The 12,920-nt window shown below is 73.3% G+C and carries 14 protein-coding genes and 1 pseudogene; 5 read left to right on the top strand and 10 right to left on the bottom strand.

Annotated elements, in window-relative coordinates:
• Nucleotides 1-61: 61 nt before the first annotated feature.
• Nucleotides 62-1,180, bottom strand: a complete 1,119-nt coding sequence (locus D581_RS0100075; protein ID WP_018955178.1) for a glycerate kinase — start codon at nucleotides 1,178-1,180, stop codon at nucleotides 62-64.
• A 138-nt stretch (nucleotides 1,181-1,318) separates the two neighbouring features.
• Here D581_RS0100075 and D581_RS0100070 point away from each other — a divergent pair, with 138 nt between their 5' ends.
• Complete coding sequence (locus D581_RS0100070; RefSeq protein WP_020679157.1) at nucleotides 1,319-1,816, top strand: NUDIX domain-containing protein; 498 nt, start codon at nucleotides 1,319-1,321, stop codon at nucleotides 1,814-1,816.
• Between the two features lie 86 nt (nucleotides 1,817-1,902).
• Here the strand turns inward: D581_RS0100070 and D581_RS0100065 are convergent, their stop codons facing one another.
• Nucleotides 1,903-2,103: a type II toxin-antitoxin system VapB family antitoxin gene (locus tag D581_RS0100065; protein ID WP_018955176.1), complete on the bottom strand. Its 201-nt coding sequence runs from the start codon at nucleotides 2,101-2,103 to the stop codon at nucleotides 1,903-1,905.
• 65 nt (nucleotides 2,104-2,168) lie between these two features.
• Between D581_RS0100065 and D581_RS1000000138435 the strand changes: the two are divergent.
• Nucleotides 2,169-2,895 (top strand): annotated as a pseudogene (locus D581_RS1000000138435) (SIR2 family NAD-dependent protein deacylase).
• A gap of 149 nt (nucleotides 2,896-3,044) precedes the next feature.
• On the opposite strand, the gene D581_RS0100055 reads toward D581_RS1000000138435, so the two are convergent.
• Nucleotides 3,045-3,452, bottom strand: a complete 408-nt coding sequence (locus tag D581_RS0100055) for a (2Fe-2S) ferredoxin domain-containing protein (RefSeq protein WP_018955173.1) — start codon at nucleotides 3,450-3,452, stop codon at nucleotides 3,045-3,047.
• Nucleotides 3,453-3,829: 377 nt separating this feature from the next.
• Here D581_RS0100055 and D581_RS0100050 point away from each other — a divergent pair, with 377 nt between their 5' ends.
• Complete coding sequence (locus D581_RS0100050; RefSeq protein WP_018955172.1) at nucleotides 3,830-4,414, top strand: TMEM165/GDT1 family protein; 585 nt, start codon at nucleotides 3,830-3,832, stop codon at nucleotides 4,412-4,414.
• Nucleotides 4,415-4,461: 47 nt separating this feature from the next.
• On the opposite strand, the gene D581_RS0100045 is transcribed toward D581_RS0100050, so the two are convergent.
• The 5 genes from D581_RS0100045 to D581_RS0100025 form a co-directional block, all read right to left on the bottom strand.
• Nucleotides 4,462-4,998 (bottom strand): methylated-DNA--[protein]-cysteine S-methyltransferase, encoded by a 537-nt coding sequence (locus D581_RS0100045; protein ID WP_018955171.1) that lies wholly within the window; start codon nucleotides 4,996-4,998, stop codon nucleotides 4,462-4,464.
• A gap of 36 nt (nucleotides 4,999-5,034) precedes the next feature.
• Nucleotides 5,035-6,507, bottom strand: a complete 1,473-nt coding sequence (locus D581_RS0100040) for an AlkA N-terminal domain-containing protein (protein WP_018955170.1) — start codon at nucleotides 6,505-6,507, stop codon at nucleotides 5,035-5,037.
• 112 nt (nucleotides 6,508-6,619) lie between these two features.
• Nucleotides 6,620-7,153, bottom strand: a complete 534-nt coding sequence (locus D581_RS0100035) for an O-acetyl-ADP-ribose deacetylase (RefSeq protein WP_018955169.1) — start codon at nucleotides 7,151-7,153, stop codon at nucleotides 6,620-6,622.
• 45 nt (nucleotides 7,154-7,198) lie between these two features.
• The gene (locus D581_RS0100030) at nucleotides 7,199-8,617 is read right to left on the bottom strand and encodes a phytoene desaturase family protein (RefSeq protein ID WP_018955168.1); all 1,419 of its coding nucleotides are present in this window, start codon (nucleotides 8,615-8,617) and stop codon (nucleotides 7,199-7,201) included.
• Between the two features lie 96 nt (nucleotides 8,618-8,713).
• A complete protein-coding gene (locus tag D581_RS0100025; RefSeq protein WP_018955167.1) occupies nucleotides 8,714-9,559 on the bottom strand; it encodes an inositol monophosphatase family protein in 846 nt (281 codons plus the stop codon).
• 399 nt (nucleotides 9,560-9,958) lie between these two features.
• Here D581_RS0100025 and D581_RS0100020 point away from each other — a divergent pair, with 399 nt between their 5' ends.
• Nucleotides 9,959-10,654 (top strand): type 1 glutamine amidotransferase domain-containing protein, encoded by a 696-nt coding sequence (locus D581_RS0100020; RefSeq protein WP_026290032.1) that lies wholly within the window; start codon nucleotides 9,959-9,961, stop codon nucleotides 10,652-10,654.
• 44 nt (nucleotides 10,655-10,698) lie between these two features.
• Here D581_RS0100020 and D581_RS0100015 read toward each other — a convergent pair whose 3' ends face one another.
• On the bottom strand, nucleotides 10,699-11,079 hold the full coding sequence (locus tag D581_RS0100015; RefSeq protein ID WP_018955165.1) for a Zn-ribbon domain-containing OB-fold protein: 381 nt from the start codon (nucleotides 11,077-11,079) through the stop codon (nucleotides 10,699-10,701).
• A gap of 125 nt (nucleotides 11,080-11,204) precedes the next feature.
• Nucleotides 11,205-12,011 carry a TetR family transcriptional regulator gene (locus D581_RS0100010; protein ID WP_018955164.1) on the bottom strand — a complete coding sequence of 269 codons (807 nt, stop codon included), beginning with the start codon at nucleotides 12,009-12,011 and terminating at the stop codon, nucleotides 11,205-11,207.
• A gap of 169 nt (nucleotides 12,012-12,180) precedes the next feature.
• Between D581_RS0100010 and D581_RS0100005 the strand changes: the two genes are divergently transcribed.
• A partial coding sequence (locus D581_RS0100005) for an electron transfer flavoprotein subunit beta/FixA family protein (protein WP_051114528.1) occupies nucleotides 12,181-12,920 on the top strand: 740 nt, incomplete at its 3' end.

Raw genomic sequence — 12,920 nt, 5'->3', positions numbered from 1 at the left:
GTACGCCTGGGCCGCGTACGCCTGGGCCGCGGACGCCTGGGCCGCGGACGACCGCTCCGCGTCAGCGCAGCAGGAAGTCCCGGGCGATCGACTCCGCCGCCCGCTCCAGCAGCGGCCCGGCCTGGGCCATGGACACCGCCGGGTCCGGTTCCAGCTCGGCCAGGGCGTAGGCGCGGCGGATGCCCGCCTTCTCCAGGGCCTCCGGGGGCAGGGCGAGCCGGCCGCAGACCGCGACGACCTCGATCCCGGCCGCCCGGGCGGCGGCGGCGACCCCGGCCGGGGCCTTGCCGTGCAGCGTCTGCTCGTCCAGCGAGCCCTCGCCCGTGACGACCAGGGTGGCGCGGGCGAGCGCGGGGGCGAAGCCGAGCACGTCGAGCATCACCTCGATGCCGGGGCGGAAGCGGGCGCCGAGGGCGACGAGCGCTCCGTAGCCGATGCCCCCGGCAGCGCCCGCGCCGGGCTGGGCCGCCGTGTCCGGGCCCAGGATCGAGGCGTAGTGCGCCAGGGCCGCGTCGAGGACCGCGATGTCCTCCTCGCTCGCGCCCTTCTGGCGGCCGTACACCTCGGGCGCTCCCTTGGGCCCCGTCAGCGGGTTGTCCACGTCGCTGGCCAGGACCAGGTCGATGTCCGCCAGCCGGGGGTCGAGCCCCGTGAGGTCGGCCTCGGCCAGCTCCGCCAGAGGGCCGCCACCGGGGCCCACGGGCTTGCCGTCCGCGTCCAGGAAGCGGGCTCCGAGCGCGGCGAGCATGCCCGCGCCGCCGTCCGTGGTGGCGCTGCCGCCGACCCCGAACACGATCGTGGTCGCCCCCGCCTCCAGGGCTGCCAGCAGCAGCTCGCCCGAGCCGTACGTGGTGGCCGTGAGCGGGGCGAACACCCCGTCGGGCAGGTGCTGGAGGCCTGAGGCCTCTGCCATCTCCACCACGGCGGTGGACCCGCGCAGCGCGTACGCCGCCGTCACCGGGTCCCCGAGAGGTCCGGTCACCCGCGCCTCGCGGCGCTCAAATCCGGCGGCCACCGCCGCCGCGACCGTGCCGTCGCCGCCGTCCGCGACCGGCAGGGTCTCCACCCGCACGTCGGGGACGACGCGCCGCAGCCCGGCCGTCACCCGCTCCGCGACCTGCACGGCCGTGAGCGAGCCCTTGAACTTGTCCGCCGCCACGAGCACGCGGGCGGTCTCCACATCTGCTCCGTCCGTCACCTTGCATCCCTTGCTTTCGAACAGGCAGTCGCGCCGCCCCGACCTTATCCGCACACCCCCTGATCTGCCCATGGCCGTCCGCGGCCGTGCGGTCGGGCCCGCGCCACTACGCTGTCGGCCGTGACGACTCCCGATGCCGACTACGCCGTGTACATCGCCGGACTCCCCCGGGTCCTGTCCGGCGCCGCCTCCCTCTTCCGCGACGCGGAGGGACGGCTCCTCCTCGTCGAGCCGAACTACCGCGAAGGCTGGGCGCTGCCCGGCGGGACCGTCGAGTCGGAGACGGGTGAGGGGCCCCGGCAGGCCGCGCGGCGCGAGACGGCGGAGGAGATCGGTCTCGACGTGGCGCCGGGGCGGCTGCTCGCCGTGGACTGGGTGCGGGGCCCCGGCCGCCCGCCGATCGTGGCGTATCTGTACGACGGCGGGGTGCTCACGGCGGACCAGCTGGCGGCGGTCCGGATCCAGGAGGACGAGCTGCTGTCCTGGCGGCTGGTGGCGCCCGCCGATCTGGACGGCTTTCTGCTCGGCACGCTCGGGGGCAGGGTCCGGGCGGCGCTGGAGGTACTGAGCTCCGGCGCCGGGACCGTGGAGCTGGAGGACGGCGAGCCGGTCGCGTAGAACGCGAGGGGATCGGCCCTGCCCGAGCACGGCCGGCCGGCCGTACGGGCGGCCGGCCGTGCTCGGCCCGGCCCCGTACCCGGCGATCAGCCCTGCTGTGCCTCGGGCTTGACCTCCACGTCGCGCACCGCGCCCTCACGGTCGGCGACCAGGGCCTCGGTGCGGTGGCCGCGCGCGATGTAGTCGCGCACCACGAGTTCGACGGCGTCCTGGGGGTTGCCGACCCCCGCGAGCACCATTACTTCGACGACGAGTTCGGCGTCCAGACTGACGGTCACCTTGGCCATGCGCGGACCTTACACCGGCGAAACGCGCTCGCACGCCGGGTTGCCGATTCTCTAGGCTCGCCGGCATGGCTCTCGTCGCGATCCTCAGTGGTGCCGGCATCTCCACCGACTCCGGCATTCCGGACTACCGGGGGCCCAACGGCGTGTGGCGCACCGATCCGGAGGCGGAGAAGCTCGTCACGTACGGCTTCTACATGTCCGACCCCGCGATCCGCCGCCGCTCGTGGCTGATGCGCCGCGACGCCGCCCTCCGGAAGCCCGAGCCGAACGCCGCCCACCGGGCGGTCGCGGAGCTGGAGCGGTCCGGCGTACCGGTCCGGGTGATCACGCAGAACATCGACGGGCTGCACCAGCGGGCCGGCCTGCCCGACCGCAAGGTCCTCGAACTCCACGGCACCGCGCACCGGGTGGTCTGTACGCGCTGCCACGCACGGTCCTCGATGGCCGTGGCCCTGGAGCGGGTCGAGGCGGGCGAGGCCGACCCGGCGTGCGGCGTGCGGCGGGGTCCTCAAGCCGGCGACGGTGATGTTCGGCGAACGGCTGGACCCTCAGGTGCTCGCCGACGCGATGGCGATCGCCAAGGCGTGCGAGGTGTTCGTGACGGTCGGCTCGACACTGCAGGTGCAGCCCGCCGCTTCGCTCGTCGGGATCGCGGCCGAGCACGGGGCCCGATTGGTCGTGGTGAACGCGGAGCCGACCCCGTACGACGAACTCGCCGACGAGATCGTGCGGGAGCCGATCGGTGTCTCGCTGCCGAAGCTGCTGGCCGGGCTGAGCGGCTCGGACGGCTGACCTGCCGACCGAGCCGTCGGGGCGGGTGATCGTAGTCGTACCCCTTGTCCGCGTGCGGCTTCTCCGGCGCCGCGCTCGTCGGGCACCAACCGCGTGCTCAACCAGATCCGTCGTGCACGGCTCGACGAACGAGCGCGCCCTACGGCCTCTCAGCCGTCCAGACCCGCCCGGACCCGGCGCGAGGGCTGGAAGACGTACAGGTCGAGGATGTCCGGGGCGTCCGCGAGCCCCGGGCCGCCCGCCGCCGCCCACGTCACGATGTCCCGCTCGGCGTGCTCGTCGTTGACCAGGCCCAGCCAGACCGGCCGGCCCCCGGCTCGGCGGCCCTCGGCGGAGGGCTGCACGACGATGACGTTGCCCTGCTCGCAGGCGTCCAGGCACTCGACCGCCCGTACGGTGGCGGCGCCCTCCAGGCCGGTGCGCAGCCGGGTCAGCTGGGCCGCGTGGTCGACGCCCGGGATCTTCTCCGTGCCGCAGCAGCACCCCCGGCAGACGCTGACGGTGGGCCGGGGGGCGGCGCCCTGGGCGGGCACGTCCTTGCGGGTGCGGCGGCTCATGGGGGCACTTCCCGTCGCGGTGGGGTGGAGTCGGATGGCGGCGGACCACCACCGGTCGGGTGATCATCACGATGCTACCGAGGCGGTCACGGTTCGAACACCAGGCGCCGTCTCCGGCAGGGTGGGGTAGTGTTGACGGCTGCGAAGGGGAGTAGCCCCGCAAACCGGTCGTCGACATACTGGAGCCCTCGGGTTCCCGGTGGCCGGGCTCGTGTGTCCCGCGAGGGACGGCCACGGGCGGGCGAGACCTTCGGTCCTGTATGACACGTCCACGTCCTGTGGGCGGAGCCGTCATGCCGGGCCGAGTGGTCCTCCGAAAAGCCCGAGCGGCGCTTCGCGACGATCCGGGGCCCGGCTCGAACAGAAAGCCACCCCGCATGCACCTCGACCCTCTGGCGATCCTCACCGCCTTCGGGCTGATCTTCCTCGCGGAGCTCCCCGACAAGACGATGTTCGCCTCGCTGGCCATGGGCACGCGGATGCGGCCGCTCTACGTGTGGTTCGGCACCTCGTCCGCGTTCGTCGTGCACGTCGCCATCGCCGTCGGCGCGGGCAGCCTCATCGGGCTGCTGCCCGACTGGACCGTCAAGCTCGTCTCGGCCTCGCTCTTCGCGTTCGGCGCGTTCATGCTGCTGCGCGGCAGCGGCGGGGACGACGACGAGGACGCCGAGGTGAAGACCGTGACCGGGTTCTGGCCGGTCTACACGACCGCGTTCATGGCGGTCTTCATCAGCGAGTGGGGCGATCTGACGCAGATCACCACCGCCAACCTGGCGGCGAGCAACGGCACCTGGTCCACGGCGATCGGTGCGGCCGCCGCCCTGATGTCGGTCTCGGCGCTGGCGCTGCTCGCGGGGAAGTTCATCGCGAAGCGCGTACCGCTGAAGACCGTGCAGCGCGTCGGCGGGATCTGCATGCTGGGCCTCGCCGTCTGGACGACCGTGGAGATCTTCACCGGCTGAGGAGAGCGGGCGGGGCCGTGCCGGCTTCGGCACGGCCCCGCCCGCTCTCAGAACAGCGCCTGTACCCCGTCGTCCGTCCCCCCGCTCTCGAAGGCGAGCAGCCGCTGCTTGCGGTCCAGGCCGCCGCCGTAGCCGGTGAGGCTCCCGGAGGCTCCGATCACCCGGTGGCACGGCACGATGATCCCGACGGGGTTCTTGCCGTTGGCCAGTCCGACCGCCCGCGAGGCGCCCGGCTTTCCGAGCTCCTCGGCCAGTGCGCCGTACGTACGGGTCTCGCCGTACGGGATCTTCAGCAGCTCCGCCCACACGCTCCGCTGGAACGGCGTGCCCGCGAGATTCAGCGGGAGGTCGAAGGTGGTGCGTTCCCCGGCGAAGTACTCGGTGAGCTGCTGGATCGTCTCGGTGAAGGGCTCCGGATCCGGGTCGCCGAAGGTCTCCTGGGGCGGGCGGTGGCGCTGGTCGGTCATGTAGAGGGCGGAGAGGACTCCGTCGGTGGCGACGAGCGTGAGCGGGCCGTAGGGGCTGTGGAGGACCGTGTGCTGCTTGGTCGCCGGTGAGGTGGGGGCGGTGCTGGTCGTGGTCATGGGAGCCGTGTCCTTGTCAGCGTCAGGCGTCAGGCGTCAGCCGGGCAGGTGGTTGATGGGGTGGTCGTCCACCGTCCAGAGGTACTGCACGGCGTACGCCCGCCAGGGGCGCCAGTCGGCGGCCCGTGCGGTGAGGGCGGCGGGGGTGGCCGGCAGGCCCAGCCGCTCGGCCGCCCGGCGGATGCCGAGGTCGGTGGGGAGGAAGGCGTCGGGGTCGCCGAGGGCCCGCATGGCGATGGACTCGACCGTCCAGGGGCCGAAGCCGGGCAGGGCGGCCAGTTCGGCGCGGGCCCGCTCCCAGTCGGTGTCGGTGTCGAGCCGCAGCCGGTCCTCCGCGAGGGCGGCGACGAGCGTGGTGAGGGTGGTGCGGCGGGTGCGCGGCAGGGCCAGGGCCTGAGGGTCGAGTCCCGCCAGCGCCTCCGGGGTCGGGAAGAGGTGCGTCAGCCCGCCCTCGGGGTCCTCGACCGGGACGCCGTGGGCGGTGACCAGCCGGGCGGCGTGGGTGCGGGCGGCGGCGGTGGAGACCTGCTGGCCGAGCACCGCGCGTACGGCGAACTCCGCCCCGTCCACGGTGCGGGGCACCCGGCGGCCGGGGCCCGCGTCGACCAGCGGGGCGAGCAGCGGATCGGTGCGCAGCTGGGCGTCGACGGCGACCGGGTCCGCGTCCAGGTCGAGGAGCCAGCGGCAGCGGCTGATGGCCCGGGTGAGGTCGCGGGGGTCGGTGAGGGAGAGCCGGCAGGCGATGTGGTCGGGCGCCGGACTCAGGGCGACGACGCCGTGCCCGTACGGGAGGGTGAGGGTGCGCCGGTACGCGCCGTCCCGCCACTCCTCGACGCCGGGGACGGCGGTCGCGGCGAGGTGGCCGAAGAGGTTGCTGGGGTTGAGCGGGGCCCGGAACGGAAGGCGGAGCGCGATGACGCCCGGTACGGCGGCGGGCCCAGGGCCCCGGGCGGCTCGGGTGCGCAGTTCACCGGGTGCCAGGCCGAAGACCTCGCGGACCGTCTCGTTGAAGGTGCGGATGGAAGAGAAGCCGGCGGCGAACGCGACCTCGGCCATGGGCAGCGCGGTCGTCTCGATGAGGAGGCGGGCGGTCTGCGCCCGCTGGGCGCGGGCCAGGGCCAGCGGACCGGCCCCCAGCTCGGCCAGCAGCTGGCGTTCGATCTGCCGCGCGGAGTAGCCGAGCCTGGCGGCGAGCCCGGGTACGCCTTCGCGGTCGACGACCCCGTCCCGGATCAGGCGCATGGCGCGGGCGACCGAGTCGGCGCGGGCGTTCCACTCGGGGGAGCCGGGGCTGGTGTCGGGGCGGCACCGCTTGCAGGCCCGGAATCCGGCCTGCTGACAGGCGGCGGCGCTGGGGTAGAAGGTCATGTTGCGGACCTTGGGCGGCACGACGGGGCAGCTGGGGCGGCAGTAGATCCGGGTGGTGAGGACCGCGGTGAAGAACCAGCCGTCGAAGCGGGCGTCCTTGGACTGGACGGCCCGCACGCAGCGCTCGGTGTCGGTGTGCATGGTTCCAGGATGGTGCACCGGTCAGCGGCTTGGCTGGCGGAAATCCGACAGGGTCCTCGCGCGGAAATCCGACAGGCGTCCGGACTCCTCCGGTGGTCGGCGGGGCGCGGCCTCAGCGCATCGCGAGGACTTCCTCGAACTCCACGTACGCGTGGGCGTCGAAGAGAACGAAGCGCACCTCTTCCACCGGCTCCACGGTCTCCGCCAGGACCGTGCGCACGGCGATCTTGGCCCCGTCGTCCATCGGCCAGCCGTAGATGCCGGTGGAGATCGCCGGGAAAGCGATGGACCGGGCCCCCAACTCGGCTGCCAGGCGCAGGGATTCGCGGTAGCAGGAGGCGAGCAGGGCGGAGCGGTCCTGGGCGCCGGAGAAGACCGGGCCGACGGTGTGCACGATCCACCGGGCGTCGAGGCGTCCCGCGGTGGTGGCGACGGCCTGCCCGGTGGGCAGTCCCTTTCCGTAGTGCGAGGCGCGCAGTTCACGGCAGGCGGCGAGGATGTCGGGCCCGCCGCGCCGGTGAATGGCGCCGTCGACTCCGCCGCCGCCGAGCAGCGAGGAGTTCGCCGCGTTGACGATGACGTCGACGGACTGGTCGGTGATGTCGCCGCGGACCAGACGTACGGCGGGGGAGACAGAGGTGCTCATGCGGACATCATGCCGCGCGCCGGGGGCCTTCGCCGCCCGGTCCGTTCAGGAGGAGGCCCGCAGCCTGCGCCATACGGCCTTGGCGGCGTGGTGGCCGGACATGCCGTGCACCCCGGGCCCGGGCGGGGTGGCCGAGGAGCAGAGGAACACCGCGGGGTGCGCGGTGGCGTAGGGGACGCGGGCGAGTTTGGGGCGGATCAGCGTCTGGAGGCCGGCGAAGGCTCCGCACGCGATGTCGCCGCCGATGTAGTTGGCGTTGCGCGCGGCGAGCTGGGGCGGGCCCGCGAGGGCACGGGCGAGCACCAGGTCGCGGAACCCTGGGGCGAAGCGCTCCAGTTGGCGTTCGATGACGTCGGTGGCGTCGCCCTCCCAGCCCGCCGGGACGTGCCCGTACACCCAGAAGACGTGGCGTCCTCCGGGGGCCCGGGAGGGGTCGGTCAGGCTGGGCTGGGCGGTGATGAGGAAGGGGACGCTCGGGTCGCGGCCCTCGACGGCCGCCTTCAGCGCGGTGTCGATGGTCCCGGCGTCGGGGCCGATGTGGACGGTGCCCGCGCGGCGGGCCTCGGACGCGGTCCAGGGGACGGGGCCCGACAGCGCGTAGTCGATCTTGAAGGCGGAGGCGCCGTAGCGGTAGCGGTGGTAGGCGGAGCCGAGGCCCGCGATCCGGGCGAGCGCGGAGGGCGAGGTGTCGAAGATGTAGGCGCGGGCGGGCGGGAGTTCGTCCAGGCGCCGGACCTCGCTGTCGGTGCGGATCGTGCCGCCCTGTTCCCGGAGGTAGGAGGCGAGGGCGTCGGAGATGGCCTGGGAGCCGCCGCGCGGCACCGGCCAGCCGTTCTCGTGGGCGGCGAGCGCGAAGACGAGGGCGATGGCAGAGGTGGCGAATCCGCTGGTGGGAGCTATGGCATGGGCCGCGAGCCCGGCGAAGAGGCCGGGGGCCTTCTCTCCTTGGAAGCGGCGGGAGACCCAGGTGGCGGGCTGGAGGCCGAGCAGGCCGAAGCGGGCCAGCCGGTAGGGGTCCCGGGGCAGGCCGTCCCAGGGGGTGCGCAGGAAGTCGGCGGCCAGGGTGTCCCAGCGGCCGAGGAAGGGGGCCATGAGGCGGCGGTAGGCGCCGGCGTCGGCGGCCCCCAGCGACATCGCGCTCTCGCCGACGGAGCGCGTGAGCACGGCGGCGGTGCCGTCCGGGAAGGGGTGGGCGAGGTCGATCTCGGGGTGCAGCCACTCCAGGCCGTGCCGGGCCAGGGGCATCGACCGGAACGCGGGTGAGCCGATCGCCAGGGGGTGCACGGCGGAACAGGGGTCGTGCCGGAACCCCGGGAGGGTCAGTTCCTCGGTGCGGGCTCCCCCGCCGACGGTGTCGTGCGCCTCGTGGACCTCCACCGCGAAACCCCGGCGGGCCAGTTCGGCCGCGGCGGTCAGTCCGTTGGGACCCGCGCCCACCACGACCGCATCGAGCATCGACGGCACCTTGGGACTCCTTCGTCGGCCGGCAGTCGGACCCCCAGGATATTCGCCGCCACCGACCGTGCGGACGCGGGTACCCCGGGTGCCCGGCCGGGCGGGTCAGCCGTCCGTGCGCAGGGCTGCCAGGACGCGCTGGGCGGTGGCCTCGTCACGGGCCGCCGTGAACGGCAGGTCGTTGCCGCCCGCGATACGGAACGGGGCGCCGGACAGGGTCGACTGGGCGCCGCCCGCCTCGGTGACCAGGAGCAGGCCCGCGGCGTGGTCCCAGGCGTACTCCCAGTCGAAGGCGGTGGCGTCCAGGGCGCCGCGGGCGACGGCGAGGTATTCGAGTCCGGCCGAGCCGCAGGGGCGGGCCGCGATGCCTTCGGTGCGCAGGCCGAGCAGGGCCCGCTTCTGGGCCTCGGTGGTGTGGTCGGGGTGCGACATCGCCACGTCCAGCACGGCGCCGGGTGCGGGCGCCCCGGAGCGTATCGGCACCCCGTTGAGCGTGGCGCCCCGGCCGCGTACGGCGACGGCCATCTCGTCCCGGACCGGTGCGTACGTCCAGGAGGCGTGCACCTCGCCGTGGAGGGCGAGGGCGACCAGGGTGCAGAAGCCGGCCTCGCCCCGGACGAACTGGCGGGTGCCGTCGACCGGGTCGACGATCCAGACCGGGGCGTCGCCGCCGAGGGCGTCGTAGACCGCCGGGTCGGCGTGCACGGCCTCCTCGCCGACGACGACCGAGCCGGGCAGCAGCTTGGTGAGGGCGGCGGTGAGGTGTTCCTCGGCCAGCCGGTCGGCGGCGGTGACCAGGTCGTGGGGGCCGCTCTTCTCGATGATCTCGTGGGCGGCGAGCTTCCGGTGGCGCGGCATGATCTCGGCCGCGGCGGCGGCGCGCACGGCGGCCTCGACCTCGGCCGGCGGTCCGGTGTGCCCGGCGGTCCCGTACAGGAAGTCATCGATCATGGCTCCAGCTAAGCACGGCCGTACGAGCGCTCGTCCCCCGGGTGAATGCGGACATCTCCGGCGGGGTGACGGGGCGATCCGGACGTCGCCGGGCCCCTGCGCAAGCTCACCGAGACGCCGTGATCGGGAATCCCGGTGGCCGGGGCGCTCGGTCCCCTGAGTCCGCCGCACCGGATGAGCCGGTCGACCGACTCCCCCGCACCGGATGAGCCGTCCGGCCGATTCCGCCGCACCGGATGATTCGGACCGTCCGCCTCGGGCAGGCGATCCGCCGGACGGCCGATCGCCGCCGCCCCGTCGGAAGCCTCTTTCCGGCACACGTGGGCGGGAGGCGGATTCTGGCCCGGCCGGGCCTACCGTCGGCCTGGTCAGCCACCCCGACCAACGGAGATGTACGACATGGCAAAGATCCTTTTCGTGGTGTCCGGCGCGGACCACTGGACCCTGGCGGACGGCACGGCCCACCCCACGGGCTTCTGGGCCGAGGAGGCCGTGGCTCCGTACCGGGCGTTCACCGGCGCCGGGCACGAGGTGGTCGTCGCCACCCCGGGCGGCGTCGTCCCGACCGTGGACCGCGGCAGCCTGGCACCCGAGGTCAACGGCGGCCAGGAGGGCGCCGACGCGGTGGCGGCCGGTCTTGAGGCGTTCGCGGAGCTGCGGCGGCCGGTCGCACTGGAGGACGTGGACCCGGACGCCTACGACGCCGTCTTCTACCCCGGCGGCCATGGCCCGATGGAGGACCTCGCGGTGGATCCCGTCTCCGGGCGGCTGCTCGTCCGGGTGCTGGCTTCGGGCAAGCCGCTCGGTGTGGTCTGCCACGGCCCGGCGGCGCTGCTGGCCGCGACCGGCCCTGATGGCGGATCCGCGTTCGCCGGGTACCGGCTGACCGGCTTCACCAACGCCGAGGAGACCCAGGCGGGCTTCGCGGACAAGGCCAAGTGGCTGCTCCAGGACCGGTTGGTGGCGCTGGGCGCGGACTTCCAGGAGGGCGAGCCCTGGGCGCCGTTCGTCATCACCGACCGGAATCTGATCACCGGTCAGAATCCGGCCTCCTCCGCGCCGTTGGCTGCCGAAATGCTCAACCGGCTGGGCTGACCGGCCGACCGGTTGTTCGCCGGCCGGCCGACCGGCCGGGACGTTCAGACCCAGTCGCGCCGTGCGGGTGGGTCACAGAGTTCCAGGACCACCTCGCCCGTCTCCGGCTTGCCCCCGGAGACGGGCCGGACGCGCGCGCCGACCGTCACCAGGTGCGGAGCCGCCCCCACGATCCGGCAGCGGAAGACGAACCCTTCGGAGAACCGCACGAGGGACTCGTTGCGCGCCGCCTCGGTGTAGCGGTGGACCACGGCGGTCCGGACGACCAGTCCGTGGCCGGTGGTGCGTTCGGGCTCCAGTTCGCTCGACGCGCACACCGGGCACAGCAGCCGCCGGAACGAGGCGGTGCCGCACCAGCGGCAGCGGTTGTAGGAGAGGCCGCACTCCTCGTGCGCCTTCTGGACGGTGCTCGTCACGGTGCCCATCGCTGTCTGGGACACGGCTCGACCCCCTGCGCTCGACTCGGACGCGCCGCACCTGCGCTGCGGGCGCGTCCGCACCATATGGCACTCAGTGCCGGATCGTAAAGGCACTGAGTTCCCATTGGCATTCAGTTCTCGCCGACGGCCGCCTCGATCTGCTGCACGACGCGCCACATCGGGGTGCCCTTCCGCGCGACCATCACGATCACCTCACCGTCGCCGGAGACGGGAAAGGGGGAAGCGGGAAAGGGGGAAGCGGGAAAGGATCCGGCGGACGAGGGGGCCACGGGGAGGGGCGCGTTCGAGCCGGGCACGGAACCGCCCGGAAGCCCTTCCGCTCCCCCGCTCCCCCGTTCCGGCGACGGCGCGCCCGCCTCCGCGGCAGTCCGCCCCCACACCTCGCGCACCAGGGCGAGCGCATGGTCGACGGCCGCCTCGGGGTCTCCCTCGCCGCCCGAACGCAGCCACAGCCGAAGCCCGTTGTTGTGCGCGGCGACCACCGAAGCGGCGATCACCTCGGCCCGCAACTCCCCGTCCCCGCCCTCGCCGAACCGGCCGCGCAGATGTCCGGCGAGGGTCTGCTCGTACCGGCGCACCACCGACAGTTCGTACGTCCGCAGCCCCGGCACCTCCCGGGTGAGGCGGTAACGCTGCACGGAGAACTCCGGGTTGGCCGCGTACATCCGCAGCACGATGCGGGCGGCGTCGCACACCGCACCGACCGGGTCGCTGTCGTCGACGGCGGCCAGGAACTCGGTCATCTCGACGAGGCAGCGCTCATGATCCGGGAAGACCGCGTCCTCCTTGGACGGGAAGTAACGGAAGAACGAACGCCGGCCCACCCCGGCCCGCGCCACGATGTCGTCCACGGTCGTCCGCTCGAAGCCCCGCTCCAGGAAGAGCTGGAACGCCGCCTGCGCGAGCACCTCCCGCATGGGTGCTTTCTTCTCGGGTCCTCGTGCCTCGCTCATGCGGCGAAACGTAGCACCGGAAGGAGCATTTTGGCACTGCGTACCTTTACAGAGGGTACTGAGTGCCATAATCTGTCCGTCAGTACGAATGACACCCAGGTGGGACCACACCCAGGTAGGCAGGAGAGCCGGCGTGAGCTTGAGGATCGTTGTCTGTGTGAAGTACGTGCCCGACGCGACCGGTGACCGGCGTTTCGCCGATGACCTGACGCTGGATCGTGAGGATGTCGACGGTCTGTTGTCGGAGCTGGACGAGTACGCGGTCGAGCAGGCGTTGCAGATCGCTGACGGGGCGGACGATGCGGAGATCACCGTGGTGACGGTGGGTCCGGAGGATGCCAAGGACGCGTTGCGCAAGGCGTTGTCGATGGGTGCGGACAAGGCGGTTCACGTCGAGGACGACGATCTGCACGGCAGTGATGTGATGGGTACGTCGCTGGTGCTGGCGAAGGCTGTGGAGAAGGCCGGGTATGACCTGGTGGTCTGTGGGATGGCTTCCACGGACGGTGTGATGGGTGTGCTGCCGGCTCTGCTGGCGGAGCGGTTGGGTGTGCCGCAGGTGACGCTGTTGTCGGAGGTCGCGGTGGAGGGTGGTGTGGTGACCGGGCGTCGTGACGGTGACACGGCCTCGGAGCAGCTGGAGGCCTCGCTTCCGGCGGTGGTGTCGGTGACCGACCAGTCGGGTGAGGCCCGTTACCCGTCGTTCAAGGGGATCATGGCGGCGAAGAAGAAGCCGGTCGAGTCCTGGGATCTGGGCGATCTGGACCTGGAGGCGGAGGAGGTCGGTCTGACGGGTGCGTGGACGGCGGTCGACTCGGCCGCGGAGCGTCCGGCGCGGACGGCGGGCACGATCGTGAAGGACGAGGGTGAGGG

The organism is Streptomyces sp. CNB091, from assembly GCF_000377965.1.
This window is presented reverse-complemented; position numbering and strand designations above follow the sequence as displayed.

Excerpts from the sequence above, each read along its gene's own strand:
- D581_RS0100065 (WP_018955176.1), bottom strand. The coding sequence starts at position 2,103 with ATGGCCAAGGTGACCGTCAGTCTGGACGCCGAACTCGTCGTCGAAGTA.
- D581_RS0100055 (WP_018955173.1), bottom strand. The coding sequence starts at position 3,452 with ATGAGCCGCCGCACCCGCAAGGACGTGCCCGCCCAGGGCGCCGCCCCC.
- D581_RS0100050 (WP_018955172.1), top strand. The coding sequence starts at position 3,830 with ATGCACCTCGACCCTCTGGCGATCCTCACCGCCTTCGGGCTGATCTTC.
- D581_RS0100045 (WP_018955171.1), bottom strand. The coding sequence starts at position 4,998 with ATGACCACGACCAGCACCGCCCCCACCTCACCGGCGACCAAGCAGCAC.
- D581_RS0100040 (WP_018955170.1), bottom strand. The coding sequence starts at position 6,507 with ATGCACACCGACACCGAGCGCTGCGTGCGGGCCGTCCAGTCCAAGGAC.
- D581_RS0100035 (WP_018955169.1), bottom strand. The coding sequence starts at position 7,153 with ATGAGCACCTCTGTCTCCCCCGCCGTACGTCTGGTCCGCGGCGACATC.
- D581_RS0100025 (WP_018955167.1), bottom strand. The coding sequence starts at position 9,559 with ATGATCGATGACTTCCTGTACGGGACCGCCGGGCACACCGGACCGCCG.
- D581_RS0100020 (WP_026290032.1), top strand. The coding sequence starts at position 9,959 with ATGGCAAAGATCCTTTTCGTGGTGTCCGGCGCGGACCACTGGACCCTG.
- D581_RS0100015 (WP_018955165.1), bottom strand. The coding sequence starts at position 11,079 with ATGGGCACCGTGACGAGCACCGTCCAGAAGGCGCACGAGGAGTGCGGC.
- D581_RS0100010 (WP_018955164.1), bottom strand. The coding sequence starts at position 12,011 with ATGCGGGAGGTGCTCGCGCAGGCGGCGTTCCAGCTCTTCCTGGAGCGG.